Origin of the sequence: Pseudarthrobacter sp. W1I19 (assembly GCF_030817835.1) — a bacterium.
In the GTDB taxonomy this organism is placed as follows: Bacteria; Actinomycetota; Actinomycetes; order Actinomycetales; family Micrococcaceae; genus Arthrobacter.
On sequence record NZ_JAUSZR010000001.1, the window covers coordinates 1,459,884 to 1,474,345 of the forward strand.

The 14,462-nt window shown below is 62.2% G+C and carries 16 protein-coding genes and 1 other RNA gene; 15 read left to right on the plus strand and 2 right to left on the minus strand.

Annotation, left to right across the window (positions count from 1 at the left end; all coding sequences use genetic code 11):
- Positions 1-42: 42 nt before the first annotated feature.
- Complete coding sequence (locus QF038_RS06795) at positions 43-1,194, minus strand: glycosyltransferase family 1 protein (protein ID WP_307609457.1); 1,152 nt, start codon at positions 1,192-1,194, stop codon at positions 43-45.
- An 89-nt stretch (positions 1,195-1,283) separates the two neighbouring features.
- On the opposite strand from QF038_RS06795, the gene galE reads away from it, so the two are divergent.
- The 15 genes from galE to QF038_RS06870 all read left to right on the plus strand — a co-directional run bounded on the left by galE (position 1,284) and on the right by QF038_RS06870 (position 14,010).
- Complete coding sequence (gene galE / locus QF038_RS06800; protein ID WP_307609458.1) at positions 1,284-2,303, plus strand: UDP-glucose 4-epimerase GalE; 1,020 nt, start codon at positions 1,284-1,286, stop codon at positions 2,301-2,303.
- Between the two features lie 177 nt (positions 2,304-2,480).
- Complete coding sequence (locus QF038_RS06805) at positions 2,481-3,704, plus strand: CpaF family protein (RefSeq protein ID WP_307609459.1); 1,224 nt, start codon at positions 2,481-2,483, stop codon at positions 3,702-3,704.
- Positions 3,701-4,558, plus strand: a complete 858-nt coding sequence (locus tag QF038_RS06810) for a type II secretion system F family protein (protein ID WP_373461531.1) — start codon at positions 3,701-3,703, stop codon at positions 4,556-4,558. The genes QF038_RS06805 and QF038_RS06810 overlap by 4 nt, the downstream gene beginning before the upstream one ends.
- Complete coding sequence (locus tag QF038_RS06815; protein WP_307609460.1) at positions 4,558-5,496, plus strand: type II secretion system F family protein; 939 nt, start codon at positions 4,558-4,560, stop codon at positions 5,494-5,496. The genes QF038_RS06810 and QF038_RS06815 overlap by 1 nt, the downstream gene beginning before the upstream one ends.
- 65 nt (positions 5,497-5,561) lie before the next feature.
- A complete protein-coding gene (locus tag QF038_RS22300) occupies positions 5,562-5,858 on the plus strand; it encodes a hypothetical protein (RefSeq protein WP_373461625.1) in 297 nt (98 codons plus the stop codon).
- Positions 5,859-5,900: 42 nt separating this feature from the next.
- Entirely contained in the window at positions 5,901-6,323 is a 423-nt protein-coding gene (locus QF038_RS06825) for a TadE/TadG family type IV pilus assembly protein (protein ID WP_373461626.1), read from the plus strand.
- Between the two features lie 100 nt (positions 6,324-6,423).
- Positions 6,424-6,816 carry a hypothetical protein gene (locus QF038_RS06830; protein WP_307609461.1) on the plus strand — a complete coding sequence of 131 codons (393 nt, stop codon included), beginning with the start codon at positions 6,424-6,426 and terminating at the stop codon, positions 6,814-6,816.
- Between the two features lie 29 nt (positions 6,817-6,845).
- Complete coding sequence (locus QF038_RS06835) at positions 6,846-7,259, plus strand: pilus assembly protein TadG-related protein (protein WP_373461627.1); 414 nt, start codon at positions 6,846-6,848, stop codon at positions 7,257-7,259.
- A 103-nt stretch (positions 7,260-7,362) separates the two neighbouring features.
- Complete coding sequence (gene prfB, locus QF038_RS06840) at positions 7,363-8,478, plus strand: peptide chain release factor 2 (protein ID WP_307609463.1); 1,116 nt, start codon at positions 7,363-7,365, stop codon at positions 8,476-8,478.
- A 171-nt stretch (positions 8,479-8,649) separates the two neighbouring features.
- Positions 8,650-9,429: a cell division ATP-binding protein FtsE gene (gene ftsE, locus QF038_RS06845; protein ID WP_307609464.1), complete on the plus strand. Its 780-nt coding sequence runs from the start codon at positions 8,650-8,652 to the stop codon at positions 9,427-9,429.
- On the plus strand, positions 9,426-10,340 hold the full coding sequence (gene ftsX / locus QF038_RS06850; protein WP_307609465.1) for a permease-like cell division protein FtsX: 915 nt from the start codon (positions 9,426-9,428) through the stop codon (positions 10,338-10,340). Before ftsE ends, ftsX begins: the two co-directional genes overlap by 4 nt.
- Positions 10,341-10,366: 26 nt before the next feature.
- Positions 10,367-11,794, plus strand: coding sequence for a M23 family metallopeptidase (locus QF038_RS06855; RefSeq protein WP_307609466.1), 1,428 nt, complete (start codon positions 10,367-10,369; stop codon positions 11,792-11,794).
- 84 nt (positions 11,795-11,878) lie between these two features.
- Positions 11,879-12,352: an SsrA-binding protein SmpB gene (gene smpB / locus QF038_RS06860; RefSeq protein WP_050054575.1), complete on the plus strand. Its 474-nt coding sequence runs from the start codon at positions 11,879-11,881 to the stop codon at positions 12,350-12,352.
- 77 nt (positions 12,353-12,429) lie between these two features.
- Positions 12,430-12,798, plus strand: a transfer-messenger RNA (tmRNA) gene (gene ssrA, locus QF038_RS06865).
- Positions 12,799-13,026: 228 nt separating this feature from the next.
- Entirely contained in the window at positions 13,027-14,010 is a 984-nt protein-coding gene (locus tag QF038_RS06870) for a S1C family serine protease (protein ID WP_307609467.1), read from the plus strand.
- Positions 14,011-14,077: 67 nt separating this feature from the next.
- On the opposite strand, the gene QF038_RS06875 is transcribed toward QF038_RS06870, so the two are convergent.
- A complete protein-coding gene (locus QF038_RS06875) occupies positions 14,078-14,446 on the minus strand; it encodes a hypothetical protein (RefSeq protein ID WP_142064599.1) in 369 nt (122 codons plus the stop codon).
- Between the last annotated feature and the right edge of the window lie 16 nt (positions 14,447-14,462).

Here is a 14,462-nt window from a genome sequence, read left to right on the forward strand (position 1 = left end):
TATATATGGCGGGCGAATTGACCTGGGGAGTTGCCCTGTGGCTCAGGCTGCGGAGCGGTCCCCGGTACGCCGATTGAAGGCGTAGCGGTAGGCCTGCTCGTGAACTTCGGCACAGTGCTTCCAGGTGAACTTCTGTACCTGCCGTAATCCAAGCGTTTGCAATTCTTCCGTCCTGGCTATGGCGGTCCGGACCGCGGATGCAATGGCTTCAGGGTCTTCAGGATCGAAGAGAACGGCTGCGTCACCGACTATTTCGGGCAAGGACCCCGCGGTGGAGCTCGCCACAGGGCACCCGGAGGCCATCGCTTCCAGCGGAGGGAGCCCAAAGCCCTCATAGAGACTTGGGAAGACCATACATGCGGCGGTCCGGTACAGTTCCCTGAGCTCGGCCAATGGCACAAGGCCCCGAACTTCAACGTTGGCAGGGATATCCGTGAGCGTGTCGAGTGCTCCGCCGGTCAGTATGAGGCGCAGCTCAGGGTTGGAGACAGCGAGCAGCTTCATGGCCTCGAAGAGGGTGGCATGGTTCTTATGCTTCCAGCCCCTCGCCGGGTACATGATGAAGTTGCCCCGTTGTCCCAGGTTCGGCGTGAACTCTTTTGCATCGACGCCAAGGTGCGCCGTAAAGATCTTCTCCGGATCGATTCCCAAATGCTTGACAATGCTCTCCTTCGCGAAGTCGCTGATAGTCACGATCGCATCCGCATCGCGAGCCGCTTTTTCGTAAAAGACTTTGCGGTATAGCTTGTCGGCTGGACCAAAAAGCTCCGGGAGGTCAAGATGCTGTACGTCGAGCAGGGTCTGGACGAACGGTGTTTCCTTGGCCGGCTTGGGCAGCGGGACTGTAAACGGAACGTGGAAGACATCCATCGGACGCATCGAACCGAGGATGGACTTCCTCTTGATCATCCCCTTGGCCAGTGTGGCCAATCGTTGACTGGTGGAAGAGCCTCCGGCAAGCCCGGGGACCACTATTTCGTCCGTCCCCTCGGAGAAACCGCGTGCTGCATCGTTGACGTAGCAGGTTGCCTTAACCATGTTCGATGCAGCAAGTTGGCGCGTCAGCTCACGCGCGTAGGTCTCGCTGCCGCCCATCCCTCCCGGGACGAGAGTGAGCATGGAAACGCCCACGTTCAGCACCTTGCTGGACTCATCTTGGGTGCTGTGCGGCAGGGCGGAATCAGGGTTTGTCATGCTGAACATCCTAGCGTCGGGGCCAACCTGCCACCTTGGGCATAGCGTCGCTTGCTGTCGGCATTGATGGCCACCCTAGACTGTTGTGCATGAAGATATTGGTCACCGGTGGCGCCGGCTACATCGGATCGCACACGACACTTTGCCTCCTTGAAGAGGGCCACGACGTCGTAGTCGTCGATAACCTGATGAACTCGAGCCCCGAATCATTGCGCCGGGTCGAAGAGTTGACGGGCAAGCCGGTTGATTTCCGGGAGCTGGATCTACTGGACGGTGCCGCCGTCGATAAGGTTTTCGCGGAGGGCGGCTTCGATGCTGTAGTGCACTTTGCGGGGCTCAAAGCGGTAGGTGAGTCCGTTGAAAAGCCCCTGATGTACTACAAGAACAATGTTGTGGGAACGCTTAACCTGTTGGAGAGCATGGAAGGAGCAGGCGTCCGCCGCCTGGTTTTCAGTTCGTCCGCCACGGTTTACGGGGCCTCGGAGGAGGTCCCGCTGATCGAAAAATCGCCGTTGGACGCCACTAATCCCTATGGCCGGACCAAAGAGCAGATCGAGGATATCCTCTCGGACCTGGGTACTGCCAGCCCGAACTGGAGCATCGCCTTGCTCCGTTACTTCAACCCTGTGGGGGCACACGAATCAGGCCTCATCGGCGAGGACCCGCAGGGTACTCCCAACAATTTGCTGCCATTTGTGGCACAGGTCGCAGTGGGCCGGCGGGACAAGGTGCTGGTATTCGGCAACGACTATCCCACGCCGGACGGTACCGGTGTCCGTGATTACATCCATGTCATGGATCTTGCTGCGGGTCACTTGGCTGCCCTCAAGTATGTAGCGGCGAAAGATGGTGTCTTCCGCTGGAACCTGGGGACCGGCCGTGGATCATCAGTGCTGGAAGTCATAGAGGCCTTCGGGGCGGCCGCCGGCCGGTCTATCCCCTATGAGTTTGCGCCGCGACGGCCGGGGGATGCGGCGGTCAGCTATGCCGACCCGTCTGCTGCCCTAGCGGATCTGGGTTGGTCGGCACGCAGGAATCTCCAGCAGATGTGCCAGGACCATTGGCGCTGGCAGGAAAACAACCCCATGGGATACCAGCAGACGGTCTGAACCCAATTCGGGAGGGCAACGGCCGCGAGCCTTGGGCTCCAGTCGGGCGCCCTCAGCGGCCTTCGGGATAATTATCCACAAGTGACGAAGATATGACTTGGCAGCGTGTTGTACGCTCCCTAGGCTTTACCCAGTTGCACTGCCTCCGCCGGGGGCGGCAGTTGTATTGGGGAACATATGGATGCGCTGGCAATTGTCGAGGACGAAGTCCGCGAGCTGATCCGACGTCGGGGGCTTGATCCTCTGCACCAGACCGGAGAAGTGCGACGCCTGGTTGAGGCAGCAGTAACCGACTATGACGAACGTGCGCTGATGGGTCCGCTTCCTCCCATCGGTCCCTTGGATGCCGCACGGAAGTTCCTCTTTGACGCGGTCGCCGGATTCGGCGTCCTGCAGCCGCTGCTGGACGATCCAACCATCGAAGAAGTCTGGATCAACGCCCCCAGTGAGATCTATGTCGCCAGGAACGGCGAATCGGAGCTAACCTCGCTCAGCCTCACGGAGCAGCAGGTCCGGGACCTGGTGGAGCGCATGCTCAAGAGTTCCGGGCGCCGGCTGGATATGTCGTCGCCCTTTGTTGATGCAGCACTTCCTGACGGATCCCGGCTCCACGTGGTCATCCCGGACGTGACCCGGCGGCATTGGGCGGTCAACATCAGGAAATTCGTCGTCAAGGCGAGCAGGCTCGAGCACTTGGTAGAGCTTGGCACCCTGACACCCCAGGCGGGCCGTTTCCTCGGCGCTGCGGTTTCGAGCGGGCTCAACATCCTCGTGTCGGGAGCGACGCAGGCGGGCAAAACCACGATGCTGAACTGCCTGGCAGCGAGCATCGGGAGCCGGGAACGAGTCGTCACGGTGGAAGAGATTTTCGAACTGCAGTTTCCCTTGCGGGACGTCGTTGGATTGCAGTGCCGCCAACCTAACCTTGAAGGCGAAGGCGAAATTCCACTGCGGCGGCTCGTTAAGGAAGCTCTCCGGATGCGTCCCGACCGGCTGGTGGTAGGAGAAGTCCGGGAAGCCGAGAGCCTTGACATGCTCATCGCCTTGAATTCAGGATTGCCGGGAATGTGCACTGTGCACGCCAACTCGGCCCATGATGCCGTCACGAAAATCTGCACACTTCCGCTGCTGGCAGGTGAGAACATATCTTCTGCCTTCGTTGTCCCGACGGTTGCGTCCTGCATCGACCTGGTGGTCCACTGCAGCCGCCGAGCGGACGGACGCCGGGAAGTTACCGAAATCCTCTCCCTGGGCCGACGTGTGGAGAACGGGATCATCGAATCATCTCCAGTGTTCACCGTCGTCGAAGGCGTGCTGCAGCCACGTGCCAACTCCATGCCCGCGCAGGAGAAGTTCTCCAGGGCAGGTTATGACGTCGCCGCGCTGCTGGATGCGCGATGATGTCGGCCCTTCTTGGAGTTACGGCCGGAACAGGGTTTTTCCTGATCTGGTGGTCCTTCTGGGAGTCGCCGAAACGCCCCGTTCCTAAAGAAAAAGCGAGCCGCCTCGCGGACCTCCTCGCCAGGGCAGGTATAGAGAAAGTGTCGCCCACCGGCCTCCTTGGCTCGTGTGCGGGTCTGGGACTTTTCGTCGCCCTCTTCTTTTTCGCTGTTACCCGTTCCTGGCCGATCTCCTTCTGCTTCGGCCTCTTCGGCGCCTGGCTGCCCATCACGGTCCTTCGCTGGAAGGCAAAGAGGAGGAGCGCATTGCTACGCACCCTGTGGCCTGATGTCGTGGACCACCTCCGTTCCGCCATCCGGGCCGGGTTGCCGCTTCCGGAAGCCCTGATCCAGCTGGGTGACAAAGGACCCGAAGAGTTGCGGCACGTTTTCCGTGACTTCGGCGCCGACTACCGGGCCGGCGGCCAATTCGAAGCATCGCTCAACCAACTCAAGCACCGCCTCGCTGATCCGGTAGCAGACCGAATCGTCGAAGCCCTCCGCCTGACACGTGAAGTTGGTGGCTCGGACCTTGGCAAGCTCCTCGGGACTTTGGCAGAGTTTCTGCGGGAAAATGCGCGAACGCGGAGCGAGTTGGAAGCACGGCAGTCCTGGACCATCAATGCGGCAAGGCTCGCCGTTGCCGCTCCCTGGATTGTCATGATGCTCTTAGCAACAAGACCGGAAGCAGTGCAGGCTTACAACACTCCAGTGGGCGCCGCTGTCCTGCTTGGCGGGCTGGTCGTCTCCCTGGTTTGCTACTCCATCATGCTTCGGATCGGTGCACTGCCGCAGGACGAGAGGGTGCTCAGGTGATGGATATTTCGCCTCCCGCTGTTGTCTGCGGAGTGGTGATGGGGACAGGACTGTGGCTCATCCTTTTCCGTTCTCCCTGGATGCGTGCTCTCACGCTGTCGCAGCGCATCGAACCGCAGTTGAAATCGCAAAATCTTGAATCAAGGCTGCTTCGCAGCGCGGACCAGAACGTCACCCCTTTTGGTCCCCTGGAACGGATTCTTCGCCCGCTGCTGCGCGACGGACTTTCCGCGCTTGGCAGGCTAAACCCGGTGTCCAGGGCTACGGCTCGAAGATTGGCCCAGGCCGGGATCAATAAGTCACCGGTGGATTTCAGGGCTGAGCAGCTGTTATGGGCAGCGACCGGGTTCGCTGCTTCAATCGCCCTTATTGTCCTTGGTGCAGCTTCCGGAAGGTTCAATCCATTGCTGGCCGCGGTGGCCGTGGTGGGATGCGCCGTCGGCGGCTTTATGCTCCGCGACTACTGGCTGGGCGTTCAAATAAAGCGCAGGGAGGCGAGGATGATGGCAGAATTCCCAAGCCTTGCCGAACTTATGGCACTGGCCGTCAGCGCAGGGGAGAGCGCCACTGGCGCCTTGGACCGTGTCTGCCGCAGCGCCAATGGTGAACTCACGAAGGAGTTTTCGAAGGTTCTTGCCGAAACCAGGGCAGGTAAACCCTTGGTCCAGGCTCTCCAGGAGTTCTCATCACGGACAGACCTCGCGCCTCTGGTCCGGTTCGTCGACGGAATCGTCGTGGCTGTCGAGCGGGGTACTCCCTTGGCTGATGTGCTCCGTGCCCAGGCACAGGACGTTCGGGATACGGCCAAGCGCGACCTGATGGAAGCCGCGGGAAAGAAAGAGATTGCCATGATGGTGCCACTTGTCTTTGGTGTGTTGCCCTTGACCGTGGTCTTTGCGGTCTTTCCCGGCATCGCGGCGATCAACCTCGGATTTTGACGGTAAGACAACACGACCAAGAAAAAACCAACAGCCCAAACATAAACAGGAATAGGACGGAAATGATGGAGAAAATGGGGATTCGCTGCATGGTGCTGTTCCTGTCATTGGCGGCAGCGCTGCTTCCGGGCGTGAGCGCCGGGAACGGCAGGAGACTGCAGCTTGAAGGAAGCCGGGATCGGCTGGCAGTAGGCGGACCCTTAAGAAGGACCAAGCACGTCGATAATCCCGAGCGGGGCGACGTTCCTGGCTGGGTCATGATTACTTTGATGTCGGCAGTCCTGGTTGCCGCGCTGCTGGCGCTCGCAGGTCCCGCCCTGGAAGCCATGTTCAATCAGGCGATGGACAAGGTCGGAAGCTAGGCTGTGTTTCCGTCTGCCCGCGGCGGGGCCACCGACTACGCCCTGGACAGCAGACGAAAAAGCTTTGCCCGGGGCGGGATCGAGGCGGGAGCCGAACCCGGCGAGCGGGGCTCGGCCGTGGTGGACTTTGTCCTCGTGGGCAGCCTGCTCACATTGTTTTTCCTCGCGATCATCCAGTTGACCCTGGTCCTGCATGTGAGGAATACGTTGATCGACGCTGCGGCATCGGGGGCCCGTTATGGAACGCTCGCTGACCGGGGTGCCGGTGATGCCGAGGAACGCACCCGCACCCTGATCCAGGCTGCTCTAAACGCAGGGTTTGCGGAACAAATCAGCACCCGCCAGGTCACCTACCAAGGCCTGCGGACCCTCGAGGTGACGGTCCGGGCGCCGATGCCGGTGATCGGACTTATCGGACCCCGCGACATGCTGGAGGTGAATGGCCATGCCGCGATGCAGCCGTGAATCCACCCAGCTTCGCTTCCGCGCCAGGCTGCGGGAAAGCCTATGCCAGGGTCCAGGAAGCCGGCAGCCGGGCGGACACCAGCACGAACGGGGGAGCGCCGTGGTTGAGTTCACCTTCCTCGCGCTCCTGCTGATGGTTCCGTTGGTGTACTTCATCATCACCATGAGCCAGATCCAGGGCGGCTCCTTTGCCGTGGTCGGGGCGGCGGACCAGGCCGCCAAGGTCTACATAGCCCAGCCTGATGCCGCCACCGCGCAGGCTGCCGCCGAACAGGCCGTGGCGATCGCGCTGGCGGATTTCGGACATCCGGCTGAAGAGGCCCGGGTGGCAACAACATGTAATCCGGCAGACTGCCAAGCCGCAGGAAGCACCGTGACGGTGACCGTGAACCTGACAGTGCCGCTCCCGTTCCTGCCTTTCAACGATGGCTTCCGGCTCAGCGCCAGCGAGGTGGAGGCGTCGTCCACCCAACTCGTGGGCAGGTTCCGGTGAGACAACATCCAAAGAACGAAGACGGCCAGATGATGGTGCTGATCCTTGGCTACGTTGTGCTGGCCTTGCTGGTCACTACAGTGGTCATCGGCATCTCCTCGGTGTACCTCGAACATAAGCGGCTGCTTTCCCTGGCCGACGGCGCCTCCCTCGCCGCGGCGGACAGCTACACTCTGGGCGAAGTGGCAACGCAGGGCGGCAGCCCGTCGGCGGTTCTCAGCTCTGCCAGGGTCAGGAACGTGGCAGCCGACTTTGTCTCGAGGAGCCCCGCCTCCCAGCGCTTTGACAGGCTTGCCGTCACGGGGGCGACCGGTACACCTGATGGATCCACCGCCGTCGTGGTGCTCACGGCTGCAGTGCACCCGCCCGTGGTGAACTTCCTGATTCCCGCCGGGATAACCATCGAGGCGACCTCCACAGCACGCTCCCGGCTCACCCGTTGACACCCCATGCTCAGGGCCCGAAAAGTCCGAAATATGCGCTGCCGGTCGAGGGGACAGCCATCCAGGATCAGGCCCTTCCCGGATAGCGTAGGCTTAAACAACCATGGCCAATATTGATTTTTCCGCTGAAATCCGCGCCCTTCGCGCCACCTACGACTCCATTGAAAGAGTCTCCGACGTAGAAGCTCTGAAGGAAGACATCGCCGAACTGAGCGAGCGGGCAGGCGAACCGGACCTCTGGGACGATCCGGCAGCGGCACAGAAAATCACCTCCCGCCTGTCACACCGCCAGACTGAACTGGAGCGTCTCAACAGGCTCGTTTCCAGGATCGATGACCTCGAAGTCCTGGTGGAGCTTGGACAGGACGAGGACGACGCCGATTCCATGGCGGATGCGGCAGCCGAACTCGAGTCGATCAAGAAGGCCCTGAAGGAACTCGAAGTCGTCACCCTGCTGTCGGGTGAATACGACGAGCGCGAGGCCGTAGTCTCCATCAGGGCCGGAGCCGGCGGCGTGGACGCAGCCGACTTCGCCGAGATGCTGATGCGCATGTACCTCCGCTGGGCCGAACGCCACGGTTACCCCACCACCGTCATGGACACTTCCTATGCCGAGGAAGCCGGACTGAAATCGGCAACCTTCGAGGTCAAAGCCCCGTACGCCTTTGGAACGCTCAGCGTTGAAGCCGGAACGCACAGGCTGGTCAGGATCAGCCCCTTCGACAACCAGGGCCGTCGCCAGACATCCTTCGCCGCCGTCGAAGTCATCCCGCTCATTGAGCAGACCGACTCCATCGAGATTCCGGACAACGAAATCCGCGTCGACGTGTTCCGCTCCTCCGGGCCCGGCGGCCAGTCCGTCAACACCACGGACTCCGCCGTGCGCCTGACCCACATTCCTACCGGCACCGTGGTGTCCATGCAGAACGAGAAATCGCAGCTGCAGAACCGGGCTGCCGCCATGCGCGTGCTGCAGTCCCGGCTCCTTCTCCTCAAGAAAGAGCAGGAAGACGCCGAAAAGAAGGCGTTCGCCGGAGACGTTAAAGCCTCCTGGGGTGACCAGATGCGGTCCTATGTCCTCAATCCCTACCAGATGGTCAAGGACCTGCGGACCGAGCATGAAGTCGGCAACACCGCGGCCGTTTTCGACGGCGAAATCGATGACTTCATCGACGCCGGCATCCGCTGGCGCACGGACAACCGCAACGCAGAGAAGTAGCAGCCGGAAGCCGCAGCAAGCGACACGCCCCTTGAAACCCGCCTGATTCACAGGCTTCCCTGCGTATAGTCGAGGGGCCGGGGCCCTACTTTCCCCAAACGAAAACCCGCGCACCGGCTGCAGAACTGGGCTGCATCAGAATCAGCCATGCCCTGCAGGGTACTTAGGGCCATGATCCGATTCGAAAATGTCACCAAGGTCTACGACCAGAAAGCCCGGCCTGCGCTGGACTCTGTCAACCTTGAGATTGACCGCGGCGAATTCGCCTTCCTCGTCGGCGCGTCCGGCTCCGGCAAATCCACCTTCCTCCGGCTCGTCCTGAAGGAAGACCGGGCAACCTCCGGCGCCGTCTATGTCGCCGGCCAGAACGTCGCCAAAATCTCCAGCTGGCGCGTGCCGCGGCTCCGCCGGGGGATCGGCGTCGTCTTCCAGGACTTCCGCCTCCTGCCGCAGAAGAACGTCTTCGCCAACGTGGCCTTCGCCATGCAAGTCATCGGCAAGAGCCGCAGCGTCATCCGTGACACCGTTCCCGAGGTCCTGAAGACCGTTGGCCTGGAGGGCAAAGAGCACCGCATGCCCCACGAACTCTCCGGCGGTGAGCAGCAACGCGTGGCCATAGCCCGTGCAGTGGTCAACCGGCCGGGGATCCTCCTCGCGGATGAGCCCACAGGAAACCTGGACCCCACCACGTCCATGGGCATCATGGGCATCCTGGACAAGATCAACCAAAACGGAACCACCGTGGTGATGGCCACGCACGACGACGACATCGTCAACGAAATGCGCAAACGCGTGGTGGAGCTTAAGAACGGCGTGGTCATCCGCGACGAGGCCAAGGCACTGTACACCTCCATGATTCCCGTCGTCGGCCAGTCGCGCAGGCTCAAGGACGCCAGCGGCCGGGAGACCCCCGAAGCCGAACAGCCGGGCGAAGGCGAGGGACAGCGATGAGGCTTGCATTCATCCTCAGCGAGATCGGCAGCGGCCTCCGCCGCAACCTCTCCATGGTTGTCTCCGTCATCCTGGTCACTTTCGTCTCGCTCACCTTCGTGGGCGCGGCGGGCATGCTCCAGATGCAGATCAACCAGATGAAGGGCTACTGGTATGACAAAGTCCAGGTGGCCATCTTCCTGTGCAGTGAAGGTTCGACGGCGGCCGGTTGCGCCAGCGGGCCCGTCACCGCAGAGCAGCAACAGAGCCTGAACTCCCTCCTCGAATCCCCTGCGGTGGCCCAGTACATCAACGACTTCCAGTACGAGTCCAAAGACGAGGCCTACAAGCACTTCAAAGACCAGTTCTCGAACTCACCCATCGTGGACTCCGTGACTCCGGACCAGCTGCCGGCATCCTTCAGGATCAACATGAAGGACCCGGAGAAATACCAGATCATCAGCGAGACCTTCGCGTCCCAGCCGGGCGTGGAGACCGTCATTGACCAGCGCCAGCTGCTCGAACGGCTGTTCTCGGTTATGAACGGGGCCTCCCTGGTGGCCGTCAGCATCGCCGGTGTGATGATCGTCTGCGCCATCCTGCTGATCGCCACCACCATCCGGCTCTCCGCCTTCAGCCGGCGGCGGGAAACGGGCATCATGCGCCTGGTGGGCGCTTCAAAGACAGTAATCCAGCTGCCGTTCATCCTGGAAGGCGTCATTGCGGCAGTCATTGGGGCTGCACTGGCCTCCGCCACGCTGTGGGCCGTTGCGCACTTCTTCCTCGGCGAATACATGTCCCAGCAATACCCGGACACGGCGTTCATCTCCTCGGGCCAGACGCTCATCCTTGCACCGGCCCTGATAATCCTTGGCGGATCCTTGGCGGGAATTTCGTCTCTCTTGACCTTGCGCCGATACCTTCGGGTCTAGGTATGCAAACCGAACAAGGAATGCCCATGAACGTAACGGATCCAACGTCCCCGCGGTGCCCGCACACAACCCGGCGCAAGGCGCCCCGACGCGCCGGCGTGATCAGCGCGGTGCTCGCCGTTGTCCTCGCCGCAGGGCTGGCATCCTCCAGCCCGGTAGCTTTCGCCGACGAGCTTGAAGACAAGCAAAAGGCGCTTGAAGCCGAAGCCGCGAGGGTCCAGCAGTCACTGGAATTCGTTGATTCGCGCATCGCCAAGGCTGCATCCGACCTGGTCATCTACCAGGGCCAGCTGCCCGGCGCGCAGCAGGCACTCCTTGAGGCCCAGGGCAGGGTTGCCGGGGCAGTCAAGGAAGTGGAAGCGCTCTCCGCCCGGGTGGACATGGCCCAGCAGAACAAGGCCAAAATCACGCAGCAGCTTGAAACGGACAAACAAAAGATTGCCGACACCAAGAAGCTGATCGGCCAGATCGCCACCCAGGCCTACAAATCCGGGGGAGTGCCGTCCAACCTGTCCTTGTTCTTCGGCTCGAACAACGGCGGAAGCCTGACCGAAACCATGGATCTTGCGGACCAGGCCATGCGCAGCCAGAACGCCGCCATGGACAAGCTGTCCCAGCAGAACGCCACCAACGTCAACTCCGAAGCACGCCTCCAGGCAGTCGAAGCGGAAATCAAGGACTTGAAGGCCAAGGCTGACGCCGCCCTTGAGCGGGAGAAAGCAGCCCGGGACGAAGCAGCTGCCAGGAAGGACGAGGTGGACCGGCTGATTGCGGACACCACCCGCCTTGACGCTGAACTGCAGGCTGCCAAGCCCGGTATCCAGTCCCAGCTCGCCAGCGTCCAGGCCAGCCAGAATGCCGTGGCAGCCGAAATCGAGGAGCGTGACAGGAAACTGCGCGAGGCCTGGGAAGCCGAGCAACGCCGGCTTGCGGCGGAAGCCGCAGCAGCAGCGGCCGCGGCCGCGGCAGCGAGGAACCAGCCGCCGCCACCCGTCCAGCCGTTCGTGCCGCCGGTAGGTTCGCCGTCGGCCTTTGGCCTCCGGCATCCATTTGACGGCAGCGTCCCCATCACGTCCGGCTTCGGCTGGCGTGCAACGCCCCCCGGAACCATCGACTTCTACGGCCAGGGCGGCTACCTGCACACCGGCATCGACTTCGGTGCAGCTTGCGGCACGCCAGTGTATGCGGCGGCAGCAGGTGAGGTCTTCAGCTCAGGCTGGAACTCAGCCGACGGCGGCGGCTGGCGGGTGAAGATCTCCCATGGCTTGGTTGAAGGCAACACCTTGAACACGATCTATTACCACAACTCCAGCATCGTGGTCTCGAACGGCCAGCGGGTATCGCAGGGACAGCTGATTGCCTACTCCGGCAACACAGGCAATTCCACCGGCTGCCACGCCCACTTTGAAACCTGGCTGAACGGCAATGCCGTGGACCCGATGGGGCTGCTGTAGGGGTCATAAGCCTGCCGTACACTGGTATGACTCCGCGCCGGCAGGCCTGGAGGACATCCGATTCTTGAACTGAGGAGCTTTCCCTTGCCTAAAGAAAGTGGCCGTAAAGTGGTGGCCACCAACCGCAAGGCCCGGCACGACTACCATGTGCTGGACACCTACGAGGCTGGAATCGCGCTGATGGGAACCGAAGTGAAGTCCCTGCGGGAGGGCCATGCCTCCATGGTGGACGGATTTTGCACCTTCTACAACGACGAGCTGTGGATGGAAGCCATCCACATCCCGGAGTACAACCAGGGCAGCTGGACCAACCATGCGGCACGCCGCCGCCGGAAGCTGCTGCTGCACCGCGAGGAACTCATCAAGATCTCGCACAAAGTGCGCGAATCGGGCTACACGATCGTCCCCCTGCAGCTGTACTTCGTTGATGGCAGGGCCAAAGTGGAGATCGGCGTGGCACGCGGCAAGCGCGAGTACGACAAGCGGCAGACCCTCCGCGAACAGCAGGACAACCGCGAAGCGCAGCGCGAAATGCGGGAGCGCAACCGCCGCCGCTAGGCTGGAATGAATTCCCTGAATGATGCGTTATGATGGGTAGTCCGGTGGGCTTGCCTGCCGGTTTGGTAAAAGAATATGGGGATGATCGGTTTCGACGATGTTAGTCGCGACAGGTGAAGCGGGCCGAGGATGCAGAATTATCTCGTAAACGCTGTCTGCAAACCAATAAGTGCCAATTCTAAGCGCACTGACTTCGCTCTTGCTGCCTAAGCAGTAAGACAGTCCGTCAGCCCGAGGTTGCTATCGCCCCGGATCCTGGCGTCATTTAGATAGCCACTGCTGTCCACCTCCGTCATCGGGGTGAACGGGACTTTTAGATGACTGGGCCCGGATCAGCCAGCTGTTTGCAGCATGGCTGGGGCCGAGAAAATCCGACGCAAACTGCGCCCGGAGAAGCCCTGACAACACGACATCGGACGGGGGTTCAATTCCCCCCATCTCCACATTTGTGATGACGTCCTCCCGCAGGGAGGGATTCATCGGGAAACACCCCGGTCCTCGGACCGGGGTGTTTTTCTTTGCCCGGGGGCTGCGCAGCGTGGCCAGTGGGCACCCGTACACCCCGTTCACCGACGGCGTAGCGCGGACGGGACTATGCACCCGCCAGCGATCGTTGTCACCGGTAGGACCCGGACAAGCAATGCCGCCGGGATCTGCCAACCAGGAGGTGCCTCATGAACCAGGGGAGCGAGCCAGCGTCACAGGCGTCCGACGTCGACGCCCTGGACTCGTATTCGCAGACAGTCATGCGCGTCGCCGCCACCGTCACACCCCACGTGGCTGCCTTGGAAATGTCCGCGGGCCGCCGCAACGGCCGCGTCCGCGTAGGCGCGGGATCCGCGGTTCTTTTTACCGAGGACGGATATCTCCTGACCAATTCCCACGTGGTGGCGGGCACAGACAAGGGGCATGCTGTTTTCGCCGACGGCAGCCGGATGGACCTGGAGCTCGTAGGTGCAGACCCCCTGTCCGATCTCGCGGTGGTCCACGGCAGGGCGCCGCGGATCCCGCCGGCCCAATTTGGAGCTGCTGAATCCTTGCGCGTGGGCCAACTTGTGGTCGCCGTCGGTAACCCGCTCGGCTTGGCCGGTTCAGTAACGGCGGGCGTGGTGAGCGGCCTTGGCCGTGCCATCCCGGTATGGGCTGGCGGCAACCGACGGGTGATCGAGGATGTCATCCAGACGGACGCCGCACTCAATCCGGGGAACTCCGGGGGAGCGCTGGCTGATACCCACAGCCGGATCGTAGGCATCAATACTGCGGTGGCCGGCGCCGGACTGGGCCTGGCCATCCCCATCAACGCCACCACCCGGCGGATCATCGCGGCATTGCTGGCTGACGGGCGTGTACGGCGGGCCTACCTGGGCCTGGTCAGCACGCCTACCCGGCTTACCCCCAGTGCAGTGATCAGGACCGGCCAGCGGGATGCACTGCGGGTGGTGGAAGTGCTGCCTGGTTCCCCGGCGGACAAGGCAGGCTTGACGGCCGGAGACATCCTCCTCGCGGCCGGCGGCCGCCCGGTCAGTGACGCCGAAAGCCTGCAGCGTCTGCTGTTCGCCGACGCCATTGGCGAACCGCTCCAGCTAGCCGTGCTGCGGGATGGCAAGGAAGCCCACCTCACCGCAGTGCCCGAAGAGATGACCAGCAACGGAAAGTAGCCATCGGGCCGGCACCGCCTGGACAGCAGCGGACCCGCGCCGGGCCGGACCCGGAAGCCGGGCCGGCTTAGTCCTGGCCCGCCACGTCCGCGATGCCCACGAAGCGTGTGCCCACGCCGTCGAACTCGCTGCGGACGTAACCCTGCCGCAGTGGTGGAACATCCGCCGGATCGTGGTGCGCGCACACCACGTAGGTAAACTCCGGCCACCACTTCTTGGGCCGCGCCGCTTCCTCGTAACCGCAGACAGCGCACTCCAGGTGCACCCAGACCGGCCGCTTTCCTGTTCGATTGGCGCGGGACTGGACCAGCCACGGCGGCGGGTTGTCCAGGATCTTCCCGAGTTCCGCCTCGGTCATCCACTTTGGAAGGCCATGGCGCTGAGCCATTTCCATCGGTACATCCAGGGCAATGGCCGCGTCACGTCTGCTAATCATCACCATCCACGATACG